This window comes from Pseudoduganella dura (assembly GCF_009727155.1).
Taxonomy (GTDB): Bacteria; Pseudomonadota; Gammaproteobacteria; order Burkholderiales; family Burkholderiaceae_D; genus Rugamonas; species Rugamonas dura.
On record NZ_WNWM01000002.1, the window covers coordinates 5,654,845 to 5,668,632 of the forward strand.

A 13,788-nucleotide genomic window follows, 5' to 3' on the forward strand; every position below is an offset into this window, starting at 1 on the left:
CCGTGCCGCCATGGGGTCAGCTCTTGAAGATGTTCAGCAGCGTCACCGCGGCGGACAGGGCATGGATCTTGCGGCCCGCCTTCGCGGCCTCGATCACTTCCACCAGTTCCTCGTACCTGTCCGCCTGCCGGTCTTCCAGGTTCGTCATGTTCATGGTCCAGCGCACGAAGGTGCGGTAGGCCGCCGGCTCGTTGTAGAGAAGGCGCAGATCGCGGTGACGGGGATCCTTCGCGATCTTGTCATACAGGGAAGCGAGGGTCGGCGCCGGGCCTTCGAGCACCTGCATGAACCAGCCGCCGTTGTAGAACAGGCTGCCCGTGACGTCGATGGTTCCGTTGTTGGCCTTGGCCTGTTTCCAGAGTGCGAACAATTCCTCCTTGTCCAGCTTGCGGGTGGATTGACTCAGGTAGACGAGTTGGTAGAGTGACATGTCGGATGGCCGCGAAAAGTTAAGGTGATGTTGCCGTGTGGAATATAACTTACCTTGGGGCCGACGGTATGGACTATCGACGGCGTTGTTGGTTCCACGCGACTGTGCCTACGCCATGAAGGCCGGCAACCCGGCAGCAGCCTCATTCAACGCATTGACCCTTGCCGATCCTGCAGAATTGTATACAATATTTGTATTCGATTTATGAAACGACCACGTGATCCGGCCGGCGCCTGCTTGCCGGAACACGCCATCCGCTGCAGCCCGGCATCCCAAACGGAGCAGGGCCACCGAGCGCGATGATGGGTGGCCATCGCCACTTTCCCGGAATCGCCCATGTGCCGGCCACCGCCGGACACGACACCGTCGCGTTTCAGGCAACCCTCGCGCCATGGGCGGCGATGGGTTGCCGTCGCGCCCGGTCGGCGAACCGGCAAGCAGGCGTCATCCATTGAACAAGGTTTCCATGAAAGCGACAGTAAAGCTGGTGACGGCGGCATTGGCGGCGTTGGCCGTCACGACAGGTGCGGGGGCCGCCGGTACAGGGGCCCGCTGGGAATACCAGGGCAAGGCGGGTGCCGCGCACTGGGGCGAACTGGCGCCGGATTTTTCAGCCTGCCGGCAGGGCAGGGCGCAATCGCCCGTCAATATACGCGCGGCCAGGACGGGCACGCACGCGCCGATCGGCTTCGGCTACCGTGCGAGCAGCGCCGATATCGTCAACAACGGCCACACGGTGCAGGTCGACCTGGCCGATGCCGGCGGCATCGACGTGGGCGGCACTACCTACCGGCTCGTGCAGTTCCACTTCCACACTCCGAGCGAGGAAATCGTCAACGACCGGCGCTATCCGCTGGTTGCCCACCTGGTGCACAAGAGCGACGCGGGCGAACTGGCCGTGGTGGCCGTCCTGTTCCGGCAGGGACGGGACAATGCCGCGCTGGCATCGGTGTTCGCCAACATGCCGGCAACGGCCGGCGGCAGGCACGCGGCCGGTGCCGATTTCGATCCCGCCGCGCTGCTGCCGGCACGGCGCGGCTACTACGGCTACACCGGTTCGTTGACGACGCCGCCCTGCAGCGAAGGCGTGCGCTGGCATATCCTGAAGCAGCCGGTGGAAGTCTCGCCCGTGCAACTGGCGGCATTTCGCAAGCTGTACCGGATGAACGCGCGTCCGGTGCAGCCGCTGAACGGCCGCGTGGTGGTGGTCAATCCATAGGACCATCGCTTTCGCGGCCCCCTCCAGGGAAACCCCGGGCTCACAGCAGGAACTTTCTGCCTCCGGCCTGCGGCAGCGCGGCCAGCCCGCCCGACTCGTCCTTCAGGCCCACGCCGGTCAGCTGCCGCGTGCGCGCTTCGGCCAGCAGGTAATGCAGCCTGGCCGCCGCGTCCTCGTAGCGCAGCCCGGCCGGCCGCACGTTGGAAATGCAGTTGCGCCGTTCGTCCGTGAGGCCCACGGCGGGCGCCCATGTGATGTACAGGCCCATGCTGTCCGGCGAGCTCAGGCCCGGCCGCTCGCCGATCAGCACGACGACGATCTTCGCGCCAAGCAGCTCGCCCACCTCGTCGCCGACCGCCACGCGCCCCTGGAGCACGACCGATGGCGGTGCCAGCGACCAGTGTTCGCCCTGCAGCCGGTCGCGCATCGCCGCCAGGAACGGCGCGGCGTTCTGCGCCACGGCAAGCGCGGAGAGGCCGTCGGCGGCGACGAACGCCACGTCGTGGGGGCGCGGCCCGGCGCCGGAGCGTGCGCCCGCCGCCAGGGCGCGGGAAGGCTCGTCCAGCCGGCGGCCGAGGTCGGGCCGCTGCAGGTATTCGTGACGGCTCGCCGCCGCACTGTGCAGCGTGAGGCAGGGGCCCGCTTCCGGCCATGCCGCCCCGATGGACCGTGCCAGGGCCTCGCTGTCCAGCGCGAGATGGACGGCATCGCGCGCCCGCGCATGGGCGAGCTGGAAATCGAGCTGCGCGGCGGTGGGCTGGCTGATGCCCGTGCGGCCGAGCGCGATGCGCGCGGCGGTAAACTGGCGCAGCGCGTGCCACGGGTCGCGGTTGTCGATGGGTTCCGTCATGGCGGCTCCTTCACGATAGCTGCAGCAGGGCACGCTGGAACGGCGCCGGCAGCGTGCGGCCCAGGCGCACTTCGCCGTTGCCCGCGAAGATGCCCATGTCGCGCAGCCAGCGCTCGAACTCCGGCGCCGGACGCAGCCCGAGCACGCGGCGCGCATAGAGCGCATCGTGGAACGACGTGGTCTGGTAGTTCAGCATGATGTCGTCCGACCCGGGAATGCCCATCACGAACGTGCAGCCGGCGGCGCCGAGCATCGTCAGCAGCACGTCCATGTCGTCCTGGTCGGCCTCGGCATGATTCGTGTAGCAGACGTCGCAGCCCATCGGCAAACCCAGCAGCTTGCCGCAGAAGTGGTCTTCCAGGCCGGCGCGCGTGATCTGCTTGCCGTCGTACAGGTACTCCGGGCCCATGAAGCCGACCACCGTATTGACCAGCAGCGGCTTGAATGCGCGGGCCACGGCGTAGGCGCGCGCTTCGCACGTCTGCTGGTCGAGCCCGTGGTTTGCGTTGGCCGACAGGGCGCTGCCCTGGCCCGTCTCGAAGTACATCACGTTGTCGCCCACGGTGCCGCGCCCGAGCGACAGGGCGGCGGCGCGGGCTTCGCCGAGGATCGCCAGGTCGATGCCGAAGCTGGCGTTGGCGGCCTGCGTGCCCGCGATCGACTGGAACACCAGGTCGACCGGCGCGCCCCGTTCGATGGCGGCGATCGTGTTCGTCACGTGGGTCAGCACGCACGACTGGGTGGGAATGTCGTAGCGGGCGATGATTTCGTCGAGCATGCTGACGATGTGGATCACCTGGGGCACGTTGTCGGTGGCCGGATTGATGCCGATGACGGCATCGCCGCTGCCGTACAGCAGGCCGTCGAACAGGCTGGCGGCGATGCCCGACGCGTCGTCCGTCGGATGGTTCGGCTGCAGGCGCGTCGACAGCGTGCCCGGCAGGCCGATCGTGTTGCGGAACCGGGTCACCGGCCGGCACTTGCGCGCCACCAGCACCAGGTCCTGGATGCGCATGATCTTCGAGACGGCGGCGGCCATTTCCGGCGTGATGCCCGGTGCGGCCCGCGCCAGCGCCGCCGTATCGGCCTCGTCGCTCAATAGCCAGTCGCGGAAGTCGCCCACCGTCAGGTGACGGATGGGCCCGAAGGCGGCGGCGTCGTGCCCGTCGACGATCAGGCGCGTGACCTCGTCCGTTTCGTAGGGCACCACGGCCTCGTTCAGGAACGTGGCGAGGGGCAGGGCGGCCAGGGCCATCTGGGCCGCCACGCGCTCCTCGGCGCTGCCGGCCGCCACGCCGGCCAGGTGGTCGCCCGAGCGGGCCGGCGTGGCCCTGGCCATCAGCTCGCGCAGGCCGGCGAAGGCGTAGGTCCTGGCGCCGACGGTATGGGAATATTCAGGCATGGTTCATCAGGCTCCCGTTGCAGGATGAGATCAGAAAAGCCGCGCGGCGCTGATCACCAGCGACGATCCTGCCACATGTTTGCCGTGGCCGTGCGTCTGGCGTGGCGGTGGCGAGGGCAGGGGCACCGGCACGGCGCATCAGATGGTCTCCACGGTGGGTGCGGCGGGGTGCTTGTCACGGCTCAGCAGAAATACGGCGTAACCGCCGGCCATCAGGCCCAGGTAGACGCAGAAGATCAGGAAGTTGTAGTACACCATGGTCACCAGGCAGACGCATGCGGCAGCGACGGCGAATGCCGGGAACCATGGATAGCACGGCGCGCGCCACGGGCGCACCATGTCGGGCGCCGTACGGCGCAGCTTGAACAGGCTGAGCATGCTGACGATATACATCGTGATGGCGCCGAACACCGACATGGTGACGATGTTCGCCGTCAGCGTCTGGCCGCCGAAGCTCACCAGCTGGTCGCTGAAGATAGCGGTCATGCCGACCGCGCCGCCGGCCAGCACGGCCAGGTGCGGCGTGCGGAAACGCGGGTGGATGCGTGCCAGCGAGCGTGGCAGGAAGCCTTCGCGCGCCAGGGCGAAGATCTGGCGCGAGTAACCCAGGATGATGGCGTGGAACGAGGCGATCAGGCCGAACAGGCCCAGCCATACCAGCATGTGCAGCCAGCCGCTGTCGGCACCGACGATGGCTTTCATCGCCTGCGGCAGCGGGTCGTTGATGTTCGCGAGCTTCGTCCAGTCGCCCACGCCGCCGGCGAACACCATCACGCCGATCGCCAGGGCCACGAGCGTGAGGATGCCGGCGATGTAGGCGATCGGGATCGAGCGGCGCGGGTCCTTCGCTTCCTCGGCCGCCATCGCCACGCCCTCGATCGCCAGGAAGAACCAGATCGCGAACGGGATCGCCGCCAGCATGCCCGGCACGGCCGCCATGCTGAACCCGTCCTGCCCGGCCCACCCGCCGCGCACGAAGTTGTCCATCGAGAATCCGGGCGAGACCACGCCCATGAAGATCAGCAGTTCGCCGATCGCCACGATGGTGATCAGCAGCTCGAACGTGGCGGCCAGCTGCACGCCGACGATGTTGAGCGTCATGAAGACGAGGTAGGCGCCGGCCGCGATCCACTTCGGATTCAGGTCGGGGAACTGCACGTTCAGGTAGGAGCCGATGGCCAGGGCGATCGCCGGCGGGGCGAACACGAATTCGATCAGCGTGGCGGCGCCGGCGATGTAGCCGCCCGTCGCGCCGAACGCCCTCTTGCTGTAGGCGAAGGGACCGCCCGCCTGGGGGATCGCGGTCGTCAGTTCCGTGAAGCTGAAGATGAAACAGGTGTACATCAGCGCCACGAAGATCGCCGTCACCGCGAAGCCCAGCGTGCCGGCCGATGCCCATCCATAGCTCCAGCCGAAATACTCGCCGGAGATCACCAGCCCCACGGCGATCCCCCAGAGCTGGACAGTGCCGAGTGTCTGCCTGAGCGCCGGTGCGCCCGCTATTGCGTTGCCCTTCGCTGCGGTCATGTGCTTCCCCTTTCCGGTGGCTCGCGCAAGCCCGATTCTCCCATCGAAATGCGTGCTGGCGCTGTCGTGTTACGCGATCGCCCGACCGAATGCAGAAAATCCGGGCTCGAAGTGCTGGAAGAGTTCTGCAAAGTTCATGCCAACACGTCTGATGCCACTTCGTCGCCGCGTCGCACCGGAACCGTGAATTTGTTCGGGATAAAAACGCTCGTGCACCAGATCGATACCCCATCGCGCGCCTCGCGCCGGCGCGCGAGCCTGCGATGGCGGGGGCTCACTCGCCATGGCGGGTGCCCTTCCGGTAGTCGGAAGGGCTGCTGCCGGTCCACTGCCTGAACGCGCGGCAGAATCCGGTGGCGTCGGCGAAGCCGAGGTCGGATGCCAGCGCCGCCACGGCCGTGTTCGAATTGGTCAGCCGGTGCACGGCGATATCCCGCCGCAGCCCGTCCTTCACCGCCTGGAAGTGCGTTCCTTCTTCCGCGAACCGGCGGTTGAGCGTGCGGACGGAGATATGTAACGCCTGCGCGAGATCCCGGACCGTCACCGCCTGTGCGACGTTCCGCCCGAGATACTCGCGCGTTCTGGCTGCAATCGAAGCGTGGTGGAACGCGCTGAAGGTCCAGTCTTCCGGCGCGCGTTTCAGGAAGGCCCACAGCTCGTGTTTTTCGCGCTTGAACCGCTCCGCGCAGTCCGTGTAGGCGAAGTGAATGCTCGTCGTGCCCGTATCAAAGCGCAGCTCGCCGGGATACAGGAACGCATAGTCTTCCACGTGCCTGGGCCTGGCGAAGCCGAACTCGACACGGTGCAGGCCGATTTCCCTGCCGAGCAGCCAGGAGGCGATGCCATGGATCAGCTTCATCATCAGCTCGTGCGCGAGCGGCGTGACGTGGGTGCCGGGCGTTCTTTCCACGAGCGCCAGCCGGACCAGGTTGTTCTTCGTTGAAATCTGCAGCCGGTAATCGTCGAGCAGCAGGTTCCAGAAACGCACGAAACGATTCAGGGCAACCAGTACGGTCGGCGCATCCAGCAGGCTGAGCATCAGGTATTTCAGGGTGCCGGTGCGGATCGGCCGCGACCACAGGCCCAGCATTTCATCATCGAGTGCCGCCGCGACGGTCCGGTACAGCGCGACATATTGCTGGCGCGTCAGCCGGGCATCGGGCTGGTCGAGAAGGGACTGGGGAATCGCGGCGCCGGCGAGTACCTGCGCCGCCGCCTTTTCGCCGCGATGGGTGCGGACGAAGTGGAGCATCCCGTGCAGGAAGTGAGCCGAAACGGTGAAAGCGCTTTGCCAGGGTAGCTGCATGGTGCCGTCATTATGGCGCATTTTGCATATTCGTTGGCGCGATGTGCCAGCCTTTGCAATGCAGCTTCCCTATACTGGCGCCTGATTTCGATAGCGCCTGGCGGGTGCAACAGCCGCCGCATGGCGCAATTTGCCTATCGCTATCCTTCAATGGTCGAAAAGGAGCATCACTTGAGTACGAGCACGAGTACTAGCACAAGCACGAGCACGAGACGAATCGTCGTGACGGGCATGGGCGTGGTGTCGCCCCTGGGTTGCGGGGTCGAGGCCGTATGGCGCCGCCTGCTGGATGGTCATTCGGGACTGACGGTGCTGCCCGACGACGTCACGGAAGGGATTGCATCGAAGGTTGCGGGCGTCGTGCCGGGCCTGGCGCCGGACCGGCCATGGGGATTCGATCCCGCGCTTGTCGTGGAACCGAAGGACCACAAGAAAATGGACCGGTTCAGCGTGTTTGCCCTGGCCGCGGCACAGGAGGCCTTGACCCAGGCCGGCTGGCAGCCCGGCACCGACAGCGCGCGCGAAAGGACGGCCACCATCGTGGGCTCGGGCGTGGGCGGTTTTGGCGCGATCGTGGAGGCCGTGCGAACCACCGATGGCCGCGGGCCGAGACGGCTTTCTCCGTTCACGGTCCCCGGTTTCCTGGCCAACATGGCCGCCGGGCACATCTCCATTCGCCACGGCTTTCGCGGCCCGCTCGGCGCGCCCGTCACCGCATGCGCCGCCAGCGCACAGGCCATCGGCGATGCGGCGCGCCTGATCCGTGCCGGCGAAGCCGATGTCGCCGTGTGCGGCGGCGCCGAGGCCTGCATCGATCGCGTCAGCTTCGGCGCCTTCGCCGCCGCACGGACGATGTCCACCGGCTTCAACGAGCATCCCGCGCAGGCATCCCGCCCGTTCGATGCCGGACGGGATGGCTTCGTCATGGGGGAGGGTGCCGGCATGCTGGTCATCGAGGAGCTGGAGCACGCATTGCGCCGCGGCGCCACGCCGATCGCGGAGCTGCTGGGGTATGGCACGAGCGCCGACGCGTATCACATGACGTCGCCGCCCGACGACGGCGCCGGCGGACGGCGCGCCATGGAGCTGGCGATCCGTCAGGCCGGCCTGGCACCCGGACAGATCGGGCACCTGAACGCCCATGCGACGTCCACGCCGGTCGGCGACGCCAGCGAGCTGGCCGCGATCCGGGCGATCTTCGGCGCGGGCCGCGGACCGGCCGTGTCGGCCACCAAGTCGGCGACGGGACATTTGCTCGGGGCGGCCGGCGGCGTGGAAGCGATCTTCACCGTGCTGGCCCTGCGCGACCAGGTTGCGCCGCCGACGCTGAACCTGGCACAGCCCGATCCGGCTGCCGAAGGCGTCGACATCGTCATCGGCTCGGCCCGGAACTTGGCGACCGATTACGCCATCTCCAACGGCTTCGGTTTCGGCGGGGTCAACGCCAGCCTCGTGTTCCGGCGGCTTTGACGTGGGTTGAGGAAAAGGCCATGTGCCGGGCGCCAGGCGCAGTGACAGCTACCTGATGTCCACGCTTTCCGGCGGCGGCTTCATGAAGCCGCCGGGTAGCAGAATCGCTTGTGCCCTGGCGGTTCTCAGAAAGCGGATGAACCGGTGTGCCAGGGGATTCTGCCTGCCGTGCAAGGTCACCACCGCGGCGTGGCCGGGAATATCGTCCTTGTATTCGTTCTCGGGGATAAGGTAATACCGGCCAACGCCTTTCATTGACGGCGCGAGAACCGTGTCATAGGACAGTATGGCCAGCTCGGCCTTGCCGGCCCTGACCGACTTGACCATCTCCTGCATGCTGTGGCTGTCGAGCAGGCGCGGCTGCAGTTTTTCCAGCAGGCCGGCGTGATGGAGCGCGGCCAGCGAGGGAGCCATGTAGGGACTGCCTCCATCGGCGACGGCCACTTTTTTCACGGCCGGATCGGCGAGCAGCCGGAGGCCCTTCGCGACATCGAAGCGTTTGTCCATCGACCACAGCACGATGCGCCCGGCCGCATACATGGTCCAGGTATCGTAGACCATTTTTCCGTCGGCCAGCAGCTGCCCCTGCAACCGCAAATCGTCCGACATGTAGACGTCGAGCGGCTCACCCGCCGACACCTTTTCATACAGGTTGCCGCTGGTATCGAGGACAAAGCGCAGGCGGGCGCCTTTCTCCCCGGCGATAAAAGCGGACGACAGGGCGTCGACATATCCGGCAAGCTCGGACGGGGCGCCCACCACCAGCTCGGCGCAGTGCACCTTCGCGGTGGAAAATGCCATGGCCAGCAATGCCAGCGTCAGGGAAGAGAATAATTTCATCATGTTCGTGAATCGTGTAAGCAACGGTGTCATCGAATGATACCTTGATTGGCATCAAGGTTAATAAAAAAGCATTTCTCAGTGCCCTTGTCAGTACAGGATTCGGCAGCTTTATGACAGCGCCCATGGGCCTGAAGACATGTGCATCGATGCGAGAGCACCCGTCCTGCGCCGGCGGCGGGATTCCGACATCATGAAATTGCTATTTATTACTTAAAATTAGATATTGACAACTTCTTAAAGGTAGCTTAACTTAGCGGCACGACAATTCTTGTTTAAGAAAATCAACACATGAAACTGCAATCACTGGTACTCGCGGCCGCACTGACCGGCACCTTCGGCGGCGCTTCGGCCGCGACCATCGACATCGAACTGAAGGGCGGTCCGGTCTTCTGGACGACGCACGAGATCGGCGCTACCCATACCGCAGGCGCCTTCAGCGATACGTTCACGTTCTCGGATTACAGTGCCGCGGCCAGCTACGTAACGGGCGGCCTGGTCAACACGGCCACCTTCGTCAGCGACATCACCTTCACGGGCGCGACGCTGAACGGCATCAACGTCTCGTACGGCAACCTGTTTGCCTGGTCGGGCGTCGGCTTTGCCGAAAAAGTGACGGGACCGTTGACGCTCACCATCGAAGGCTTCGTCAAGGCCAAGGGCAGCAACACGGCCAGCTACGGTGGCGTGTTCACCGCCATCAGCGCGGTACCGGAGCCGTCCACGTATGGCATGCTGATCGGTGGCATGGGCGTGCTGGCGTTCGCCGCGCGTCGCCGCAAGCAGTAAGTAAGCCCGGCGGTTCGGCAGTGATGGAGGCGCTTCGGCGCCTTTTTTGCGTCGCTCGCGACAACGGGGGCGGACGACAGGCACGCATGCCCGCGGCGGCATATCGGTGTGCAGCGTTACGGAAAGAACAGGAATGGGAACGGCAGGAGGCTGTGCGGAAGACAAAGCGCCCGGCCGGACCGCGCACACGGTCCGGCCGGGCCTCGAGTCACCGTAACGGTGAACGGGCGGGGCCTTGCATCCTTCGACGGGATGGATGTATTCTACCGCGCGGCAATAAATAATTCAATTTAGAAATTTCCTGTTCTTACTTTTATTGCCTGGGCGTCGCGCCGAAGATACGCTGCGGCGTGTCGTCATCCCGCGGCGACCGCGTCGTCGGCAACGCCCGCTGCACGGTCACCACGTGATGTGCACCGATGGCGCGCTGCGCTTCGATTCGCCGTGGTATACGGCCTCGATGTTGTTGCCATCCGGGTCGAGCACGAACGCGGCGTAGTACCCGGGGTGGTAGGGCCGTTCGCCGGGAGCGCCATTGTCCTTGCCGCCGTTGTTCAGTGCCGCCTTGTGGAACGCATCGACCATGTCGCGGCCGCGCGCCTGGAAGGCGAGGTGATGGCGGCCGGTCAGCTTGCCCTGGGCCGCTTCGCTGTCCCGGCTCGAGACGAACAGCTCGTCTGCCCAGAAGTAATCCCCGGCGCTGCCGCCGATCGGGATGTTGAGCACTTCGAAGATTGCGGTATAAAACTTCTGCGATGCCGGCAGATCCTGCACGACCAGCTGCAGGTGATCGATCAGACGACCGCGGTGGACTTCCTGGGCTTCCATGATGGGCTCCTCGACGGGGTTCATGAGCCTTGCAGTATCCCGGATTTTGCCACCGGCGGTCGCGCGCCGCGCCTCTTGCTGCTAACGGCAAACGATCAATTCCCTGAGTATTCGGGCTTGCAAGGCACATGCGCGTAGGAAAATTGGCGCAAGGTCATCATCATGACTGCGGGCGGGGCGTGCTTCGCCGCTACCGCCGTCACGCATACCCCGTCACGCATACCTTTACGCAGACACCAAGGAGACCGTTTCATGCCCCAGCGCCACGCCAGCCGATCCCCCGCTACCGCTTTCACGGGGGCATCGCCCGGCCGCCTGCGCCGGGGTGCGCTGGCCGCCGCGCTCGCTGCCGGTATGGCCCAGGCGGCTGCGCAGGAGCCGGTCGCGCAGGAGCCGGTCATTTTCCAGCGCATCGGCGAGGTCGCCAGCCACCTGGCCCATCCGCCGGCCGATGCCCGGCCGATGATGCGCTGGTGGTGGTTCGGCCCCGCGGTCGAGAAAAAACAGCTGGCTTTTGAAATCGACCGGATGAAGGAAGGCGGCATCGGCGGCGTGGAAATCCAGGCCGTATACCCGATGGCGCTGGACGATCCGTCGCGCGGCGTGAAGAACCTGCCGTTCCTGTCGACGGAACACCTGGACGCGGTGCGCTTCGCCAACGAGAAAGGGCGCGAAGCAGGCCTGCGTGTCGACGTGACGCTGGGCAGCGGCTGGCCGTTCGGCGGCCCGCACATCGGCATCGCGGACGCGATCGGCAAGATGCGCGTGGTGGCGGTCGACGTGCCGGCCGGCGCGACGGGCTATGCGGCACCGGTGGTATCGGAAGGGGAGAAGATCGAAGCGGTCTTCGTCGGCGGCGGCACGGCGAAGGAGCATGACGCCACGCGGCTGCAGCCCTTGAAAAGCGATCACGCGCAGAACGGGCGCGGCAGCCTGGCAGCGCTTGCCGCGCCGCGCGTGGTGGTGTACTACATCGCCAGCCGCTCCGGCATGCAGGTGAAGCGCCCGGCGGTGGGCGGCGAAGGTTTCGTGCTCGACCACATGAGCCGCCGCGCCATCGACAACCACCTGAAGAACGTGGGCGAGCCGCTGCTCAAGGCGTTCGGCGACAAGCCCCCGTATGCGATCTTCTCGGACAGCCTGGAAGCCTACGGCAGCGACTGGACCGACAATTTCCTGGAAGAGTTCCAGCGCCGCCGCGGCTACGACCTGCGGCCGTACCTGCCGGTGGTTTTCAGCGGCCAGGGCGCCAACGCGCCGGCCCTGCGGCACGACTGGGCGCTGACCCAGACCGAGCTTGTTGAAGACAATTACCTGAAGCCCGTCACGGCCTGGGCGCGCCGGCACGGTACGCGGTTCCGCTCGCAGACCTATGGCGAACCGCCGGCATCGCTGTCGAGCTTCCGCCACCTCGACCTGATGGAAGGCGAGGGCGCCCAGTACCGGCAATTCTCGTTTACCCGGCTGGCCTCGTCGGCCGCGCACCTGTATGGCCGGCCGGTGGTGTCGGCCGAAACGTGGACCTGGCTGCGCTCCCCGGCGCATACGGCCAGCCCGCTGGACATGAAGGCCGAGGCCGACCGCATGTTCGTGCAGGGCGTCACGCAGATCATCGGCCATGGCTGGCCGTACACGCCGCCGGACGCGCCGGAACCGGGCTACCAGCTGTACGCGGCGGCGGTGTTCAACCACCACCAGCCATGGTACATGGTGATGCCGGAAGTGAGCGGCTACCTCACGCGCGTCAGCTACCTGCTGCGCCAGGGCGAACCGGCCAACCAGGTCGCCGTGCTGCTGCCGAACGACGATGTCTACGCGGTCAACCGGCCCGGCAAGACGTCGCTGTCGGCGGAGCTGCCGCATTTCATCACGCCCGAGCTGGTGCAGCAGATCATGGACAGCGGCCACAACCTCGACTACATCGATCCGGAAGCGGTACTGCGCGTGGGCCTGGCGCGGTATCCGGTGCTGGTGATGCCGAACGTGACGCGCCTCGCGCCGGAAGTGCTGGCGAAGCTGGAGGCATACGTCGAAGGGGGCGGGCGCATCATCACGATCGGCGCCACGCCGTCGCTGGCGCCAGGCTTCAAGGACGCGCAGCGCATCACCGCCGAAGTGAAGCGTGCCGCCGCCGCGCTGTTGGCCCGCGGCCGCAACGTGACCGGCGTCGGGACGGACACGGAGCTCGGCCGCGCCTTGCAGGCCGTGCTGCCCGGCGACGTGCGCCTTTCCGCGGCGCAGAACCGCGTCAGCTTCGTGCGGCGCAAGCTGGCCGATGCCGACATTTACTTCATCGCCAACACCAGCAACGAACCGGTATCCGCCAGCGCGACGTTCCGCCAGCCGCGGCGCCATGCGGCGCTGCTCGATCCCGATACCGGCAAGCTGGCGCAATCGCCGCTGGCGCCCGAGCTCAGGCTGGCGCCGTATGAATCGGTGGTGGTCGTGATGAGCGATGCGCCGCTGCAGGCCGCCGCGCCGGCCGCGAACACGGGGGAAGCGAGCGTGCTGGCCGACCTGTCGTCCGGCTGGCAGGTGCGTTTCCCCGGCGGGGCACCGGTCGCCATGGACAGGCTGGCCTCGTGGACCGACAGCGCGGCAACCCGGTACTTCTCGGGGCAGGCCACCTACGGCAAGCAGGTCACCGTCACGGCGGACCAGCTGCGGGGCCGGCGCGTGTCGCTCGATTTCGGTACCGGCACGCCGTTGCCGGACAGCGGCGTGCACGCCCACCACTCGGGCATGCGCGCGATGTACGAGCCGGCGCTGCGCGATGCCGCGATCGTGACCGTGAACGGCCGGCGCGCCGGCACGTTGTGGCATCCGCCGTACCGCCTCGATGTCACGCCGTTCCTGAAGCCCGGCGCCAACCAGGTCGAGGTCAGGGTGGCGAACCTGGGCGTGAACACGCTGGCCGGCCGGGAACTGCCGGACTTCAAGCTGCTGCGGCTGCGCTACGGCAACCGCTTCGAGCTGCAGGATACCGCGAAGATCGCGCCGCAGCCGGCCGGCCTGCTGGGGCCCGTGACGCTGGTGGGGGAAGTGCTGGAATGAGCATGCCGCGGTGAGGCCGCGCGTTCGTGCCCATGAAAAAAGCCGGCACAAGGCCGGCTTCCGGTGCGAACGG

11 protein-coding genes are annotated in these 13,788 nt (G+C 66.6%); 4 read left to right on the forward strand and 7 right to left on the reverse strand.

The annotated features are described in order from the left end of the window. Positions 1-16: 16 nt before the first annotated feature. Positions 17-430, reverse strand: coding sequence for a BLUF domain-containing protein (locus GJV26_RS24645; protein WP_155711289.1), 414 nt, complete (start codon positions 428-430; stop codon positions 17-19). 466 nt (positions 431-896) lie between these two features. On the opposite strand from GJV26_RS24645, the gene GJV26_RS24650 reads away from it, so the two are divergent. Beyond that, a complete protein-coding gene (locus GJV26_RS24650) occupies positions 897-1,649 on the forward strand; it encodes a carbonic anhydrase (RefSeq protein WP_155711290.1) in 753 nt (250 codons plus the stop codon). 40 nt (positions 1,650-1,689) lie between these two features. Here the strand turns inward: GJV26_RS24650 and eutC are convergent, their stop codons facing one another. The 4 genes from eutC to GJV26_RS24670 all read right to left on the reverse strand — a co-directional run bounded on the left by eutC (position 1,690) and on the right by GJV26_RS24670 (position 6,680). Next, entirely contained in the window at positions 1,690-2,499 is an 810-nt protein-coding gene (eutC, locus tag GJV26_RS24655) for an ethanolamine ammonia-lyase subunit EutC (protein ID WP_155711291.1), read from the reverse strand. A 10-nt stretch (positions 2,500-2,509) separates the two neighbouring features. Beyond that, on the reverse strand, positions 2,510-3,901 hold the full coding sequence (locus GJV26_RS24660; RefSeq protein ID WP_155711292.1) for an ethanolamine ammonia-lyase subunit EutB: 1,392 nt from the start codon (positions 3,899-3,901) through the stop codon (positions 2,510-2,512). Positions 3,902-4,039: 138 nt separating this feature from the next. Further along, entirely contained in the window at positions 4,040-5,428 is a 1,389-nt protein-coding gene (gene eat, locus GJV26_RS24665; RefSeq protein ID WP_155711293.1) for an ethanolamine permease, read from the reverse strand. A 274-nt stretch (positions 5,429-5,702) separates the two neighbouring features. After that, entirely contained in the window at positions 5,703-6,680 is a 978-nt protein-coding gene (locus GJV26_RS24670) for an AraC family transcriptional regulator (RefSeq protein ID WP_229419433.1), read from the reverse strand. A gap of 204 nt (positions 6,681-6,884) precedes the next feature. Between GJV26_RS24670 and fabF the strand changes: the two genes are divergently transcribed. Beyond that, positions 6,885-8,204, forward strand: coding sequence for a beta-ketoacyl-ACP synthase II (gene fabF / locus GJV26_RS24675; protein ID WP_155712703.1), 1,320 nt, complete (start codon positions 6,885-6,887; stop codon positions 8,202-8,204). Positions 8,205-8,252: 48 nt separating this feature from the next. On the opposite strand, the gene modA is transcribed toward fabF, so the two are convergent. Then, positions 8,253-9,047, reverse strand: a complete 795-nt coding sequence (gene modA, locus GJV26_RS24680) for a molybdate ABC transporter substrate-binding protein (RefSeq protein ID WP_173346263.1) — start codon at positions 9,045-9,047, stop codon at positions 8,253-8,255. 288 nt (positions 9,048-9,335) lie between these two features. Here modA and GJV26_RS24685 point away from each other — a divergent pair, with 288 nt between their 5' ends. After that, entirely contained in the window at positions 9,336-9,833 is a 498-nt protein-coding gene (locus GJV26_RS24685) for an FxDxF family PEP-CTERM protein (protein ID WP_155711295.1), read from the forward strand. Positions 9,834-10,232: 399 nt separating this feature from the next. Here GJV26_RS24685 and GJV26_RS24690 read toward each other — a convergent pair whose 3' ends face one another. Then, positions 10,233-10,661, reverse strand: a complete 429-nt coding sequence (locus tag GJV26_RS24690; protein WP_155711296.1) for a VOC family protein — start codon at positions 10,659-10,661, stop codon at positions 10,233-10,235. 252 nt (positions 10,662-10,913) lie between these two features. Here GJV26_RS24690 and GJV26_RS24695 point away from each other — a divergent pair, with 252 nt between their 5' ends. Then, positions 10,914-13,715 (forward strand): glycosyl hydrolase, encoded by a 2,802-nt coding sequence (locus GJV26_RS24695; RefSeq protein ID WP_229419434.1) that lies wholly within the window; start codon positions 10,914-10,916, stop codon positions 13,713-13,715. Positions 13,716-13,788: the final 73 nt, after the last annotated feature.

Bases quoted from the DNA above. Each gene is read 5' to 3' on its own strand.
- GJV26_RS24645 (WP_155711289.1), bottom strand. From the start codon at position 430: ATGTCACTCTACCAACTCGTCTACCTGAGTCAATCCACCCGCAAGCTG.
- GJV26_RS24650 (WP_155711290.1), top strand. From the start codon at position 897: ATGAAAGCGACAGTAAAGCTGGTGACGGCGGCATTGGCGGCGTTGGCC.
- eutC (WP_155711291.1), bottom strand. From the start codon at position 2,499: ATGACGGAACCCATCGACAACCGCGACCCGTGGCACGCGCTGCGCCAG.
- GJV26_RS24660 (WP_155711292.1), bottom strand. From the start codon at position 3,901: ATGCCTGAATATTCCCATACCGTCGGCGCCAGGACCTACGCCTTCGCC.
- eat (WP_155711293.1), bottom strand. From the start codon at position 5,428: ATGACCGCAGCGAAGGGCAACGCAATAGCGGGCGCACCGGCGCTCAGG.
- GJV26_RS24670 (WP_229419433.1), bottom strand. From the start codon at position 6,680: ATGCTCCACTTCGTCCGCACCCATCGCGGCGAAAAGGCGGCGGCGCAG.
- fabF (WP_155712703.1), top strand. From the start codon at position 6,885: ATGGTCGAAAAGGAGCATCACTTGAGTACGAGCACGAGTACTAGCACA.
- modA (WP_173346263.1), bottom strand. From the start codon at position 9,047: ATGATGAAATTATTCTCTTCCCTGACGCTGGCATTGCTGGCCATGGCA.
- GJV26_RS24685 (WP_155711295.1), top strand. From the start codon at position 9,336: ATGAAACTGCAATCACTGGTACTCGCGGCCGCACTGACCGGCACCTTC.
- GJV26_RS24690 (WP_155711296.1), bottom strand. From the start codon at position 10,661: ATGGAAGCCCAGGAAGTCCACCGCGGTCGTCTGATCGATCACCTGCAG.
- GJV26_RS24695 (WP_229419434.1), top strand. From the start codon at position 10,914: ATGCCCCAGCGCCACGCCAGCCGATCCCCCGCTACCGCTTTCACGGGG.